The 13,347-nt window shown below is 49.0% G+C and carries 16 protein-coding genes; all 16 read right to left on the bottom strand.

What is annotated here, in order from left to right; translation table 11 throughout:
* Positions 1 to 27 precede the first annotated feature (27 nt).
* The 16 genes from FOA19_RS22665 to FOA19_RS22740 all read right to left on the bottom strand — a co-directional run bounded on the left by FOA19_RS22665 (position 28) and on the right by FOA19_RS22740 (position 13,342).
* A complete protein-coding gene (locus FOA19_RS22665; protein ID WP_149093165.1) occupies positions 28 to 1,305 on the bottom strand; it encodes an efflux RND transporter permease subunit in 1,278 nt (425 codons plus the stop codon).
* Positions 1,306 to 1,418: 113 nt separating this feature from the next.
* Entirely contained in the window at positions 1,419 to 1,697 is a 279-nt protein-coding gene (locus FOA19_RS22670; protein ID WP_190300525.1) for a heavy metal-binding domain-containing protein, read from the bottom strand.
* Between the two features lie 324 nt (positions 1,698 to 2,021).
* Positions 2,022 to 2,417 carry a hypothetical protein gene (locus FOA19_RS22675; RefSeq protein ID WP_149093166.1) on the bottom strand — a complete coding sequence of 132 codons (396 nt, stop codon included), beginning with the start codon at positions 2,415 to 2,417 and terminating at the stop codon, positions 2,022 to 2,024.
* Between the two features lie 348 nt (positions 2,418 to 2,765).
* Positions 2,766 to 3,014, bottom strand: coding sequence for a hypothetical protein (locus tag FOA19_RS22680; RefSeq protein WP_149093167.1), 249 nt, complete (start codon positions 3,012 to 3,014; stop codon positions 2,766 to 2,768).
* A 4-nt stretch (positions 3,015 to 3,018) separates the two neighbouring features.
* On the bottom strand, positions 3,019 to 3,330 hold the full coding sequence (locus tag FOA19_RS22685) for a hypothetical protein (protein ID WP_149093168.1): 312 nt from the start codon (positions 3,328 to 3,330) through the stop codon (positions 3,019 to 3,021).
* A gap of 14 nt (positions 3,331 to 3,344) precedes the next feature.
* Entirely contained in the window at positions 3,345 to 3,710 is a 366-nt protein-coding gene (locus tag FOA19_RS22690) for a hypothetical protein (RefSeq protein WP_190300526.1), read from the bottom strand.
* A gap of 26 nt (positions 3,711 to 3,736) precedes the next feature.
* Complete coding sequence (locus tag FOA19_RS22695) at positions 3,737 to 3,991, bottom strand: hypothetical protein (protein ID WP_149093170.1); 255 nt, start codon at positions 3,989 to 3,991, stop codon at positions 3,737 to 3,739.
* Positions 3,992 to 4,207: 216 nt separating this feature from the next.
* Positions 4,208 to 4,729 carry a hypothetical protein gene (locus FOA19_RS22700; protein WP_149093171.1) on the bottom strand — a complete coding sequence of 174 codons (522 nt, stop codon included), beginning with the start codon at positions 4,727 to 4,729 and terminating at the stop codon, positions 4,208 to 4,210.
* Positions 4,730 to 4,732: 3 nt separating this feature from the next.
* Entirely contained in the window at positions 4,733 to 5,617 is an 885-nt protein-coding gene (locus FOA19_RS22705) for a hypothetical protein (RefSeq protein WP_149093172.1), read from the bottom strand.
* A 30-nt stretch (positions 5,618 to 5,647) separates the two neighbouring features.
* A complete protein-coding gene (gene traM / locus FOA19_RS22710) occupies positions 5,648 to 6,991 on the bottom strand; it encodes a conjugative transposon protein TraM (RefSeq protein WP_149093173.1) in 1,344 nt (447 codons plus the stop codon).
* A gap of 13 nt (positions 6,992 to 7,004) precedes the next feature.
* Positions 7,005 to 7,862: a DUF4138 domain-containing protein gene (locus FOA19_RS22715; protein WP_149093174.1), complete on the bottom strand. Its 858-nt coding sequence runs from the start codon at positions 7,860 to 7,862 to the stop codon at positions 7,005 to 7,007.
* 21 nt (positions 7,863 to 7,883) lie between these two features.
* Entirely contained in the window at positions 7,884 to 8,609 is a 726-nt protein-coding gene (locus tag FOA19_RS22720; protein WP_149093175.1) for a conjugal transfer protein TraK, read from the bottom strand.
* Positions 8,610 to 8,680: 71 nt separating this feature from the next.
* Positions 8,681 to 10,030: a hypothetical protein gene (locus FOA19_RS22725; RefSeq protein ID WP_149093176.1), complete on the bottom strand. Its 1,350-nt coding sequence runs from the start codon at positions 10,028 to 10,030 to the stop codon at positions 8,681 to 8,683.
* A 1-nt stretch (position 10,031) separates the two neighbouring features.
* Positions 10,032 to 12,347 carry a VirB4 family type IV secretion system protein gene (locus tag FOA19_RS22730; protein ID WP_149093177.1) on the bottom strand — a complete coding sequence of 772 codons (2,316 nt, stop codon included), beginning with the start codon at positions 12,345 to 12,347 and terminating at the stop codon, positions 10,032 to 10,034.
* 250 nt (positions 12,348 to 12,597) lie between these two features.
* Entirely contained in the window at positions 12,598 to 12,927 is a 330-nt protein-coding gene (locus FOA19_RS22735) for a hypothetical protein (RefSeq protein WP_149093178.1), read from the bottom strand.
* Between the two features lie 10 nt (positions 12,928 to 12,937).
* Positions 12,938 to 13,342 carry a hypothetical protein gene (locus FOA19_RS22740; protein ID WP_149093179.1) on the bottom strand — a complete coding sequence of 135 codons (405 nt, stop codon included), beginning with the start codon at positions 13,340 to 13,342 and terminating at the stop codon, positions 12,938 to 12,940.
* Positions 13,343 to 13,347: the final 5 nt, after the last annotated feature.

Consider the following 13,347-nt stretch of genomic DNA (forward strand, 5'->3'; position numbering starts at 1 on the left):
TTTTCTATAATCGAAAGTCGTGTTTCCTTATTCATTTTCCTCAATTTGTTGGGCATCCGCTAGATGCCGGTAAGCATTCTCCACCATCACAATGGCATCATCCACAATCACCCCGATAGACAGGGCAATACCGGTAAGAGACATGATGTTGGAGGTAATACCAAAGAGGTTCAACAAGATGAATCCTATGGCTATAGAAAGCGGCAGCTGAATGATAATGATGAGCGCGCTGCGCCAATGGAAGAGGAAGAGGAACACAATGGCCGAAGCCACCAGCATTTCCTCTATCAAAGTGGTTTTAATGGAATCCACCGATTCATTTATCAGCCCACTCCGGTCATAGACAATGTTAAACTTCACACCCTTGGGAAGCCCGGTGGAAACTTCCTCCATTTTGGCTTTGACGTTTCTGATGACTTCCTCGGCGTTCTCACCGTAGCGCATGACCACAATACCGCCCACGGCCTCCCCTTCGCCATTCAAATCAAATATGCCCAGACGGCTTTCGCCTGTCATCTGCACGGTGGCCACGTCTCGCACACTTACCGGAATAGTGTTTTGGGTAGTGATGGGGATGCTCTCAATTTCTTCAAGGGACTGCAGATAGCCCGTGGTTTTGATGATGTAGCCTATATCGCTCATCTCAAATTTACGCCCCCCGCTCTCATTGTTGTTGGCCCGCACGGCGGCCATCACCTGCGGCACCGACAGGTTGTAATAAGTGAGTTTGTTAGGGTCAACGGTAATTTGGTACTGTTTTTGGAAGCCCCCGAAAGAGGCGATTTCACTCACGCCCGGCACATTCTGCAAGGCGAACTTCACGTACCAATCCTGAACCGCCCTTTGCTCTCCCAAGTCCATGCCTTGGGCATCTAGGGTGTACCAAAGGATATGGCCCACGCCGGTGCCGTCTGGACCCAAGGTGGGAATGGCCCCTTCGGGCAAAAGGCGGTTGGCATAGTTCAGGCGTTCCAGCACCCGTTCCCGCGCCCAGTAGATGTCAGTTTTGTCATCAAAGATGATGTAGATGAAACTCATCCCAAACATGGAGACGCCGCGCACATATTTCACCTGCGGCATGCCCTGCAGGTTGGTCACCAAGGGATAGGTCACCTGGTCCTCAATAATCTGAGGGCTGCGACCCATCCATTCTGTGAATACAATCACCTGGTTCTCTGACAAATCAGGGATAGCGTCCACCTTGCTGGTGGTGACGGAATAAAGCCCCCAACCAAACATGCCTGCGGCAATGAGCAAGACAATCATCCGGTTACGTAGCGAAAAAGAAATTAATTTGCCAATCATAAAAGGAGTAAGATATATGGCATTGATGGCTTAGTGTTTTGGGGCTGCTTTACTTAGAACAACCCCAAAACGACGGTAGCAATTGGTTTTGACCGTAAGATATTCAGCAGAGACTAGTGCTGCTCTCCTTCGTGGTGCTGTTGGGCCGCGGCGGCAGAATCCAGTTTTTCGCCTGGTTTAACTTCCTCTAGGAACATGCCACACTTAGGGCATTTGCCCTTCACGTCACTCACCACCTCTGGGTGCATGGGGCAAGTGTAGGTTACTCCGGCTACCTGGGCCTCAGAAGTTGTTCCTTCTGTTGCTTTTTGTTCTGTTCCAGAGCTGTTACAGGCTGAGAATAAAGTCAAGCCGAGGCAGACCGCAACCATTGTTACTTTTAAAGATTTCATAATTAGGTAGGGTTATAAATTTGAAATACATACAATCAGTCTTCCAGACACATAAGCACCCAAAAGCCAATCAATGAAGGATTGGCCATCTCAGATGCTCTGGGTGACAGTTTAACTGTAAAGGGAAATGGGTAAGTAGAGGCTATAAATTCAGGAATCAGCGAATGCGGATTTGCCTAAAGCATGAGGCTAAGGCAAGGTTGAAATGCAAGCAGTCATATTAGTCTTTTGGACCAATAGCCTAGTTGCACAAAGCTGTTATGAATTTACAGGATAGAAGAAGGCCGAAGGAAGGATAGTTGGCCACTTCTAAAGATTGGGTACTCAAATAATAAACGTCTGATTTAAAATGCCGATGAACCTGCCGGAGAACGGAGGTGGCAATGTAAAGTGAGGTTCAGCTTCAAGAATGGCAGGACGGATTGTTTCGGTAAAGTTTGGGGACAGTACCGGTTCTTTCACAATCTTTGCTACCTGCTGGGTCGCGGAGTTGAAATTTGTCTGCGTGGCTACTCCCCTTTGCATGACACAAGACATGTCATTACAGGACTTCATTGGGGTTTTTGCGGCTTTCCCACAGCAACAGGTGGGGGATGAAAAAAGACTGATAGAGCTATCTTCTTTGCCAGAGCAATGCGAAATATTCACACGGAAGCCAAAAGAAGCCAGTAAAATGGCTGCTATTAAGCTAATGTGAATCAATTTTTGCAGTGCCTTCATTTAAGATGCTATCTATTTATCTTAGTATCAAAGGGTAACAGTCAAAGAGAGTTGCCGACATACTAGTTCCAATCTTGCAAAAGTATAAACAATTTTGTATAATGATGTTATATAATTTTTGATAAAAGTTATATAAATCGGTTAAAATTTTAAGTATTTATGCTTGCTCCGACTTGGGGCTGTATTCTAAAATAATAAATACAAATGATTCAGGATTTAAGTTGATGCTTTGTATTTTAAAAGGTCGGTCGTGGTAGAACCAACTTCAGGGATTTTGTTCTCCCCTACCGCCCTAATGATTATATACCTTCTATCTTTTCTAGAGGGGCCGGTTGATTTTAGGTTGAATTAGTTTACAACAGTCAACAGGGACAATCCTATATTTTTATAAGGTAATAAACGGGTTTTACTTTTGAACCCCCGCATATCCTTGATGCCATCTTCCGGTGAAAAGTGTATTTCTGCAAAGAAATCACCCATGGCATAGAGAGCTTTGTAAACTCCGCAATGGATTACAGTTTTAATAAATTTCCCTGATTCCCAAACTGCGTTGGCCTTTTCGTTTTGGTCTAAAGAATTAAACTGATACAGGGTCATGGCCTTACAATTGCAAAAAGTGCATTTTAGCTACTGCTTTATCATAATCCTTTTCATTCAAGGGGAAGAACCGGCAGGAGAAGTTACCCGAAATTTCCTGTACGGCCACGCCATCCCAAATTCCAGAGGAATCCAAATACATAACCAGGTAATCAGATACGGGGATGAATTGGTTGATATAGGCTAGGATATTGTCAATGTTATTGGTTACCGATTTATTGCCTTTATCCAGGTCCCGGATGGTTAGTATATCCCCGTTGAAACTGTAATCGAAATCAGACTGCCTTGCCAGCCCCTCAATATCTAAAGATTTCATTATGCAATTGTAAATTAATCCGTCGGTAATCCTGCCTCTTTCATTTTGGCCCTCAGCCTCCGGTTAGTATCCCTTAGCTCTATGATTCTATTTCTGTATAGGGCTTCCCTTTCCTTCCAAGGTAGCCTAGAAAATTCCTCAGTAGATAAAGCAGGCGAACTATCTACAGGAACAGTTGGGGCAGGAACCGCACCTTGCTGGTATACCACCGTAGGCCGGGTAATGGCGTTATAAAGTTTTCGGTTATAGCTCCTTCTCCTTATGAACGCATAGACAGCTACCCCCATCACTACTAGTATTGTCAGTGGACCAGCTATAGGCTCCAATAAATCCCTGAACATCATGTTAGGGGTATCTATCTGCAGAAACATACTACCCATAACCATACATTTTTGAAATTATAAAATCAATTTTTGACTTCCACGATTGTACTTTTATTTTGCTGCCTTGGTTTGGTTTTACCAGTATTAATCAAGTCACAGATGTCCTGCATTTCTGAAATGGTAAAGGTTTGGTTTCTCTTCTTCACCTCCCAGGTAGGGCGCGGCATTCCTATTCCTTTATACACATACACTTGCTTTATCCCGAAAGAGGATAATATTGCAGGGAGTTTTTTTTGCAATTCTAAAAACAACTTGACCGGCTCATCGGATATTTTCATACGTGGCAAATATTTAAAGACATTGGTTTAAGATAGCAGTATGCTACTTCTACAAACTCACTCCATTTGCTTGCAGCTTTTGATTGTAGTTACTGCTTCTAATTATACGAACAATGTATATGATACGGTACAATTTTGGTTTGAATAATATACACTTTATGATAAGCACCTAAAAAAATACCCTACCATTGGCAGGGACTTTTTAGATATAGGAAATTATCTGAAATGGTATCTAAGGCCAAGACTGATAAAGCCTGGCCACTCGTCCAAATGGGTCTTGTTAAACATCTTCCCCTTAATCCCGGTTGCAACCAATGAAATTCGATTGCCAAAGAAGAAGTCCACTTCGGCGCCAGCTTGAGGCCCGTAGGTAAAACGTTCACGTCTGTCCGAATTACTCCCTTCCCCCGTCCTTTCGTAGGATGCGGCACCACCCAGGAGCAGGTGGAAATAGGCGAATTCACCAATCCGGAATAACTGCGGTGCCAAGAAACCCCGGCCACTGAAGGCAGAGTATTCCCCCACCTCCAGGTCGCCGAACTCCCGTAAACCGCTGACCCGCACACTCAATTTATCGGTCAGGTAGTTTATATAGCTGCCTTCGTAAAACTTTCCCATTTCGGTGCGGCCATAATGCACACCCCAGGCAGAAATGTGTTTGACGTGCCGTTGTGCCAATGCAGGGGACAATGTGCCGAGGCCGATAAATAACAGCAGGGAGAGCAGCGCCTTTTTCATCTTTTAATAACTCTTAGTTCTTCTTTCCAAATCAATCAACTGCTTTTGCGCAATCAAGTCGGTATAGACCATTTCAGCGGCAATATGCGCGGGCCCTTTCTGCGAACTTTCCGCAATCAGCCTATCTGCCTCCTGTCTCAGTTGCATGGCCCGAACCATATTTTCATTAGAGGAGTTAATCATGGCCATGCGCTCTCCCTCGGTCATGGAATACCGACCGGGGTTCTTCAGTGTGGCGTTCATCTCAATGCTTTGCTCGGTCATTTCATCGGCAATCTTGTAATAATTAAGGGCGGTCTGAATTTTCTTTTTCTGGTTCATTTCCTCATAGGCGTAGGCAGAAACCGCAGACTCTTCCCGGCGCTCCACATACTCAGCCGAGCTCATGCGGTCATTGTTGTCAGAATCCCCCGAAGTCCGGGAAAACACTGAAAAGATTGTTTTGATGTCTTCTTCCGGATTGCTGTTCTGCAAGGCTACCCGCAGCCGTTGCGCTTTCGAGAAGTGAGGCATGTAGTGTGTACCGGAATTGCCTCCGGACATGGCCAAGGCACGGGCAAACAACTCTGCCGGGTTAGAGATGCGCAAATCCACGATGCTGTTTACTTTCCGCAAGTCCTCCTGAATTTGCCGTTGCAAGGCCAAGCCCTCGGAGGTTAAATCCTTTACCTCCCCAGTGATATCCTTGGTTACCCCGGCAATGGTTTTCGCATCTTTTATCACCTGGTAATTTTGCACCGTTTCCGCCCATTGCGCCAGGCGTTTGGCAAAATCACTGATATGCACTCCCATGTGGATAGGGTCGTTTACCACGAATTGCGCATCCGTGTTGCTGGGACGGAATATCAGCAGCCCTGCCGCCAATACCGTAATAACCACTCTTTTCATACATCACCTTTTAAAATTAGACTCAATAAATCAATTTGCCCCAACGCTGGCAGCGGGAGCCATTTGCCCCGCCGCAGCGGAAGTAATCAATATCGGGTACCCGTCTGGCAGCAGTACATCCCTCAGCCGTTGGCGGGACCTGGGTTTTGAGACCACGTTGGCCGCAACCCGGCCTGCCACCCCTACCACTGAATTGGCCGCCGAGGCCGAACGGTCAATGGCCGTGCTCAACTCTTGGCTTGCCTGCCGCTGGGCATCGTACAGTCCTTGGTTCGTATCCTTGGCTATTTTCTTTTCCGGGTCTATCATGATACCCGGCATGTAATTGAAATCGAAAATATCAGCTTTCACCCTGGTAGGGCCTAGGCGCTCAATCTGTACCGTCACCCGGTTGGATTCAACCTTGGCGATACCGGCAAAGACCATGTTCTTCGGGAAGGTAACCCCGGAAACCACGGCATCCTCCAGCAGGCGCATAATCACCACGGAACCGGTTCTTACTTTTTGCTCCCCGGAAATCACGCATTTATAAAAGACATCAGGGGTAAGGGTTCCTTGTTGGTTATTCGTATCCCCTGGGCTGAACCGGGCATTTGTCACTTTATAGGTGTTGAAGCCGTCGGCCCCAGGCATGGCAGCCTGCGACCCTCTGGAGACGTTGGCTGCACCAGGTTCCCGGTAACGCTTTCCGGTCGTCTGCTCATATATCTGACGGGTCTGCGGGGAAGAGGCGGCTAGCATCCGCAAGACTTCCGGGTTTGTCTCAAAGGGGGTTCCGTCCGCATCGTAAGCAGGTGCCATAACGTTGTTGGCGGTTGGGCGGGCCCCGCTCCGGCGGTTGGGGTTACGCGGTACGATGATTTGTTGCGTGCGGTATTGGCCGGTGGATTGGTCTTGGACTGTGGTTTCCACGGTATCGACCTCCTGGACGGCCAGCTTTGCCTGCTGTTGCAATTGCAGATTATATCTCCTCCGTGCCGCCTGACCGGCCGTGTCTACCACAAACGCATTGACTACCTCTTCTTCCGTCGGAGCAGCCTGCGCATACTGGGCCTCCTGTTCGGCTTTGCGCTGTTCCTCTAAAATAGTGGAAGGCGTTTTATTTTCCAGGTTATCCGTTACCACCTCCGGGATAGCTTGCTCAATGTTCTCGGAGGCCGCCGCCACCGGTACTGTATTTTGCTCAGCCGCGTTCTGCGCCGATTTAAGCCAGAGGAACAGCCCTGCGAAAATCAGCACCACCAAGCCCAGCAGGAACTTGAACCAATGCTCTTTCAAGGTTTCCAGTGGCGTGCGTTTCACTGGCACGGTACCGGTGGCAGTTGCTGACTGCCTGAATTCATTTTCCGGGCTATGCTCGTTTACCTTTTCCATTCTTACATTATCCTTAAATGGTGGAAGCCCTGTTTATTACTTTGGAAGGGATAGGGAGTACCAGCACCCGTGCCCCGTTATGTTCCCGCAGCGTCACTTCCAGGTAACCGTTTTCTGTGGCTGCGTAAAGTGGGATAGCATAGGTAAGGTATCCAGTGGACCGCCCGGTGATATTCTGGTTTGACTCCCCGCCGGACGGAGCCAGGGGCCGTCTGGCTTCATTTTTTTTCCTACCCAAGAATTTCTTCTTGGAATTCTCCACCAGCTGGAAATCGATAAAATCCACGTTGTAGTCGATATTCGTTTTATTGATAACCTTAAAGCGCAAATACGTGAAGTCCTTGTCGTTGCGGATGTTGGCCAGCGACAGCACCAGGTCATTTTCCACTACTGCCACCGATTGGTTCTCTTCCTTGGCTTTGCGCAGCTTGACCAAGTTGCTTTCTATCACTTCTTTCTTTTCCGCTGATTTATCCATTGCCAGCTCATTCCCCGGTGAGCTTCCCAAGTAGGCAGGACCCGTTCCATTATTCAAGCTGGGTGTACCGTCTTTGAAATCATACAACTGCATCACCGGACCAGAGGCGTACACCAGCCGTCCCATCCAGTATTCGGAGCCGTAACGAATCAGGATAGGGGTAGGCACGGTGTTCTTTTTCTTGGCCCGGACAAAAACCGCGTTTGCCTCAATCTTCACCAGGTAATTCCCGGCCATTCCCACATCCACCAAGGAAACCGGGCCATTGAAGACCATATAGGTGGTAGAGGAATCAGACACGGCTATATCCGAAAGCGGGGTTACTTTTTGTGCACTGGCCGAAACTGCCGCCAGGGACAAAAGAAGAACAAAACCAAAGAATATATTTTTCATAACACTACATTTTATTGAAGTTTATTGACTGGGCGGTAAAGCTCCAGGGGCAGCCGGAGAACCGTCCGCCGGAGCCGGTGTAGAATAACCGGGAGGGGGTGCTACGCCTGCCCCTGCGGCGGCATCCCGTAGCCTTCTTTGCCGTTCGGCTTCCTGTTGCTGCAGAAATTCTTTTTCTTCCCGCGAGACCGGTGGGTTATAGGCAATGTAGTCAAAGTTGGTAATCAGCAGCCCATAAGGGTTCTCATCAGAGCGGTCAGTCTCCACGAGGTTGAATTTGGCCGCCATCGGCAGACTCTGCCGTTGTTGGTCTCCGATGAAAATGCGCTGTTTGGTGTAGACTCTGCCGGAATAGGGCCGAGTTTTCATGTCCAGGTAGATGCTGTCCACGTCCAGGACCGAGCGTGCTGAGTATCTTTGATAATTCTGCAACACCTGCCCCCGGTTGAAGTTCTCGAATATTCTCCGGCCACCGGCACCTTCAATCAAAGGCAAAGCGGCATCCAGGTTCTGCTTGAAAGTGTATTGGTCATGGCCAAACATAGTTTTCATAAACCCTTTCACCATGTTCCGGGCTTCAAACGGCGTATGGGTATCCTCCTCAACGGCCAGAGCCGCTGCCGAGCCCGAATTAGTCACCACGTACACCCGTCGCCCCGCATCCTGAGTGACCTTATAGAACCCATATCCTGCGCTCACCGCTAATACCACGAACCCAATAATACAGGCCAGTGAAATGGTTCTCATGGTTTTAAAAGAGGTGTTTAAATCTTTTACATTACTCATATATTTTAGCTTTAAATTCCTGAATCAATCTTTTAATCATTGAATATGTCATCTAAATCATCTTCTTCCCAGGCAGGAGGTTTTCGGCTTTCCCTCCTTCTCCTTACTGAGTTGCGCATAAATCCCGAGGAACCCATGGAAGGGAGGGCAGAAGCGCCATCATCAGTATCATCATAAGGTGCCGCGCTATCGTTACTAGAATCGGAATCATTTGCAGTGGCTCGGTAATCAGCGCCGCCAGAATATCCGCTGGAAGCCCTGACCGGAGCAGCAGCGGCCATGCCGCCGTTATAGCGGACGGATGTGCCGGCACCGCCACCCGTGGCCATGGCCGGGGCCGCACCGGAGAAAGCAGAACCAGACCCATTCTCCCCTCCATAACTCCCACTGCCTGAACTACCGCCACCGCCTCCAGAATTGCTGAATCCCATTGCCCTGCCAAGCACGCCGGAGACCCCGCCACCTGCCGCAGGGGGTGCAACTACTCCCGCTGCCGTGCTGGCCGCACCGGCAGCAACGCCTACCGCCGCGCCCATGAAGCCCTGGACTGCGGTGGAGCCGATAAAATAACTGGTAAGGGTAGGCACCATGCAGTAAAGAATGATGAAAGCGACCGACATCAGCAGGAATTGCACGTCATTGAAACTCTGCCCCGGCGTGACCAAACCGCCAAAGACGCCTCCCACGGCAGTATTCTGGTCGGCAAAATTGGAATAAATCAAATCAAGTAAATTCATGGTCAAGGCCCAGAACTGTACCGCGATAAAGTTTTGCATCCATTTCCCAGCCAGCCCGGAAAAAGCGGGAATAACGGAAAGGCAGATGGCAATGGGGCCGATTACATACAGAAAGCCTAGTACGAATTGCCGGATAAACAGCACTATTTGCCTTACCAGCATGACCGTAGTCGTAGTAAAGAACTGAGTAATCAGGTTCATAAGGGAGAAGTTGGCTATGCTGTTATAGATTTTAGAATACCAGGCCCCGCCCTGCTCTACCACGTCTGCCTGCGCCACATTGTCGGATTGCGCGGCGGCGGCAATGCCCGGTGGGGTTGTAAGCTTCTGTAAGGCTTCGCCTACATTGCCCGAACCATCGAATAGCTGCGTTACGCCTTTGATACCGGCCCCCAGGACATTCATCAGGTCCTGGTAGAAGAAAAGTACCAGGAATAAGGCCAATGCCTTGATAATGGGTGAAAAGTCTATCTGCAAGCCATGCCCAGACAGGTATCCCCGCCCAATGGAGATTATCAAGGCAATGCTCATAAACGTAGGCGTAATGAACCGGCACACATCCAGAACAGTTTCAAGTGAACGGTCGCAGGCCCTTAGGAAACTGTCATCAATTCCGTGGGCAACAAAGAGTAATGCTGCTTCCATATCATTTACCTAATAGGCCCGCTCTCTTATCTTCGGTGAATTGCTCCACCGCATAATCCAATCGCTGTTCAGTGAAGGTCTCAAAAACAGGGTAGCCGTTCTCCATTTTCACCTTGCCGTTTTTATCAATTGCAAACCGCCTGTGCTGTTGCTGGTACCGTTTCACCAAGCGATTCAAGTGATTACGCTCCAAGGGTTTGGAACTTAGGATGGCACCCAGTTCCGGGGCAGCCTCCAGAATATATACTTTCCCCTTGGTGCCTTGCTTGATAAAGAACTCCCTGAAATCGGCTGTAGAACGGACGGATTTAATTAAATCCATTTCGTGGTTGGTGAAGCCCAGCGGGGTTTGCAGTTTAGCCAGGGAGTCCGGATTAGAGTGCCGCAGGATAATTTTGGTGGAGCTGTTATTAATCAGCGCATAGCCTATTCTGCTTTCCACGATTTCCTGAATCCCCTGCGTGATAATTGTAATGGAACCGTTGGTTTTCCGGATGGTGCGGTACATGGAAACAATGAAGTCTTCCATCACGCCGCCGGAAAGCATTGCCCAAGCTTCGTCCAGGGCAATGTATTTGATGTCGTCCGGGAATTTGCGGAACAGGTCCAGAGAAAGCTCAGTAATGAGCATGGCTACGACCGGATATAAATCCGGGTCCGCTTTGACTTTGGCCAGGTCAAAGCAGATGAGGCGGTGCTCGGACAGCTCCACGTCCTGCTGGGCATTCAGGACTTTCTCGTAACGGCCTCCTTCGGTGAATTGCGCCAACACTAGGAAGAATTGATGAATATCGAAGTAATTCATGTCCTTTTTGTATTGGCTGCGCATTTCCTCCCTGCCGTCCGCAATGGCAGGGGTAGCCTGCATATCCCTATCAAATCTGCGTACAAAGCGCACAAAGCTGGCCATACCAGGCATTTCCTCGTCGGTTTGCCCAGCATTTCCTTCCTCATTCAGGTACTTGTAATATTGAATCAGAAAGCGGCTTAGAATCGCCCTTTCGGACTTGTTCAACGGCGCACTGTCTGCCCCGCCTTTCCACAGAACCGCCAGTAGCGCCAAATGGAAATTTATCTTCTCGTCATTATAGACCCACTTCCTCCCATCAGGGGAGCGGGGCACCAGGAACGGGTTGAATTCTATCGGGTTCTCCGGGTCATACTCAAAGTACGTGTTATCGAAATCCACCCCGTTCAGCGACTGCACCACGTTACGGTAGGTGCCGCCGATATCAATCAGGATTTGCCGCGCCTTGCGCTCATGGCGCTGCACGACAATGTAGCCGAACGTGTAGCTTTTACCGGAACCGGAGGGCCCAATGACAATGGCATTCTGATTGTCCAGGTCGGTGTTGAATAGGTTTACCTGCAGCAGGTTGCGGTTGCGGTCGCAGAAATATTCCCCTACGTGGTCATTTTTGTAGGTTGCTGTCCACTGCATGTAGCATACACCACGGTCGGAAGTGGTGGTCAGCCACCTGTCCGGTACCTGATAGGTATTTCCCGGTAACAGGCCGAAAAACAGAGGCAAGGATAGGTGTGATTCCACCACACTTTCCGTTCCGAATATGTATCGGAAGGCGGCCATCGTTTTCTCGATGTTCTCTTTCCGGATGTTGTCATTTGTTTCCCACAGCAGCACAGACAGGTGCAAGCCGATAATCTGCTTGTTTTCGGCCCTTACCTCAGCTGTAAATTCCTCTATTTCAATAGCCCGCAGTTGGTTGTCCTGCGTGGCGAGCCTTGACAGCGAATTATTCAGTTTCCGGTCTGTGTCCAGGGTGGAAAGTGCGGCCCTGGTATCCTGCACCACAAAGGCCTGTGTCAGGATATGCGGGAACTGCAGTGCGTTGGTAAGCGGGTAGAGCATTGGGGCGGTTACCCCATAGCTGTTACGAACGGCAGGGTGTTGTTCACTGCCCTGCCCTATCATGGAGATGAAGTTAACTTTGTTCTCTCCCACAGCCAGCGTCCCTACCTCATTCATAATTTCACGCTCCTGCCGGCGGGGCACAATGTCAAAATTGAGGTTGAAATATTGATGGTAGAGGTCGCTGATTTCCTCCGAGCCCATGCGCATAATCTCCACCTCCCCTGTTCCCGATAAAGCAGTGGAAAACTCCTGGGCAACGGCCTCGGCGATTTCCAGGGTGTGGAGCAGGTTCTCAAACGGGTTTTTAACCAGGGTTTCCCCCATGCGGGAAACCAAAGCATTGAGGGCATTGGTTTTAATCGGCTTCACCTCCGCCGGGGCAAAGCTCAGGAACAGGTAGGATTTTTGGAAAAGAACCAGCCGTTCAAAGAAATGCTTATTCATTCTCCCTTCGAAATAGGTCTGTTCTTTCCTGTCTTCCCGATAAGGCCGGTCGTAGTAAATATCTGTTTTTTGGACAATCGTATTTATTGGCAATGACCGTAATACCCCCAATAAGGCATTATTGAATGAGATAAAATCCTGTTGGGTCCAGGCCTCCATCTCCGCAGGCTCAACTGCGAACCCAACCGCTACCCGCCCATCTTTGAAGATAACTTTGTTATCCTCAAAGGAATGGACCGGCATTACTTTATCAAATGGAACCGTTTTTTGCTTTTTCATCTTTTTTCTTCACTGGGGGGACAATGCCTACGGCGATGCGCCGGGGCTGCACGAATTGGAAAGAAAGCCAACCTATGAGGAAGCCGGGGGGATGGGTTTTCGTTAAAAACCGCATCACCAGAATCAATCCTACTTCCAATAGGAAAACAGCCAAATAGACCAGTCGCGGGATATGTACCATCATGTTCAGAAAACCCAGCAGCAACACCGAGCCGATGAACAGACCGACCACCAAGCCTAAGTCCATGATGTTCATTCCAAGAACCTGAGCCGGTTTTTCAATACTTTTGTAAGAGCGCATACAGAGGTGGTTAACGTACCCCTCCTTCACCTCCCACTGTCCCTACCAAGTCGTCTTTGAAGAATTGGAAGCCAAACCAAAGGATTACCCCACCGACCAGCCACCCTAAAGAAGAAAGTGCATCCGGTGCCCCGTTGACGAATTTCATCACGACCCGGATTAATCCAATCACCAGAATAATGGAGAAAATAACCTGCACAATAGTGATGATGGTTTCCTGAACCCCCTCTAAAGCAGCTGCGGTGCCGCCTTGGGCCATTGCCCCGTTCGTCAGGGCCAGGCCCATAGCAGTAGCCATCATCCTTTTCTCCCATGGAGAGGCCTCATATTGACGGCCAGTAAGCACAAGCGAATGAATCGAACCAGAGATTTGCGCCACCAGGCCAGCACTCCTTTTGTAGGTTTCAGTAAACATTTTTC

Origin of the sequence: Rufibacter hautae (assembly GCF_008271695.1) — a bacterium.
GTDB lineage: Bacteria > Bacteroidota > Bacteroidia > Cytophagales > Hymenobacteraceae > Nibribacter > Nibribacter hautae.

Bases quoted from the DNA above. Each gene is read 5' to 3' on its own strand.
- traM (WP_149093173.1), bottom strand. From the start codon at position 6,991: ATGGAAAAGGTAAACGAGCATAGCCCGGAAAATGAATTCAGGCAGTCA.
- FOA19_RS22725 (WP_149093176.1), bottom strand. From the start codon at position 10,030: ATGGAAGCAGCATTACTCTTTGTTGCCCACGGAATTGATGACAGTTTC.
- FOA19_RS22695 (WP_149093170.1), bottom strand. From the start codon at position 3,991: ATGAAAATATCCGATGAGCCGGTCAAGTTGTTTTTAGAATTGCAAAAA.
- FOA19_RS22665 (WP_149093165.1), bottom strand. From the start codon at position 1,305: ATGATTGGCAAATTAATTTCTTTTTCGCTACGTAACCGGATGATTGTC.
- FOA19_RS22735 (WP_149093178.1), bottom strand. From the start codon at position 12,927: ATGCGCTCTTACAAAAGTATTGAAAAACCGGCTCAGGTTCTTGGAATG.
- FOA19_RS22705 (WP_149093172.1), bottom strand. From the start codon at position 5,617: ATGAAAAGAGTGGTTATTACGGTATTGGCGGCAGGGCTGCTGATATTC.
- FOA19_RS22680 (WP_149093167.1), bottom strand. From the start codon at position 3,014: ATGACCCTGTATCAGTTTAATTCTTTAGACCAAAACGAAAAGGCCAAC.
- FOA19_RS22740 (WP_149093179.1), bottom strand. From the start codon at position 13,342: ATGTTTACTGAAACCTACAAAAGGAGTGCTGGCCTGGTGGCGCAAATC.
- FOA19_RS22670 (WP_190300525.1), bottom strand. From the start codon at position 1,697: ATGAAATCTTTAAAAGTAACAATGGTTGCGGTCTGCCTCGGCTTGACT.
- FOA19_RS22730 (WP_149093177.1), bottom strand. From the start codon at position 12,347: ATGAATAAGCATTTCTTTGAACGGCTGGTTCTTTTCCAAAAATCCTAC.
- FOA19_RS22685 (WP_149093168.1), bottom strand. From the start codon at position 3,330: ATGAAATCTTTAGATATTGAGGGGCTGGCAAGGCAGTCTGATTTCGAT.
- FOA19_RS22715 (WP_149093174.1), bottom strand. From the start codon at position 7,862: ATGAAAAATATATTCTTTGGTTTTGTTCTTCTTTTGTCCCTGGCGGCA.
- FOA19_RS22675 (WP_149093166.1), bottom strand. From the start codon at position 2,417: ATGAAGGCACTGCAAAAATTGATTCACATTAGCTTAATAGCAGCCATT.
- FOA19_RS22690 (WP_190300526.1), bottom strand. From the start codon at position 3,710: ATGGGTAGTATGTTTCTGCAGATAGATACCCCTAACATGATGTTCAGG.
- FOA19_RS22720 (WP_149093175.1), bottom strand. From the start codon at position 8,609: ATGAGAACCATTTCACTGGCCTGTATTATTGGGTTCGTGGTATTAGCG.
- FOA19_RS22700 (WP_149093171.1), bottom strand. From the start codon at position 4,729: ATGAAAAAGGCGCTGCTCTCCCTGCTGTTATTTATCGGCCTCGGCACA.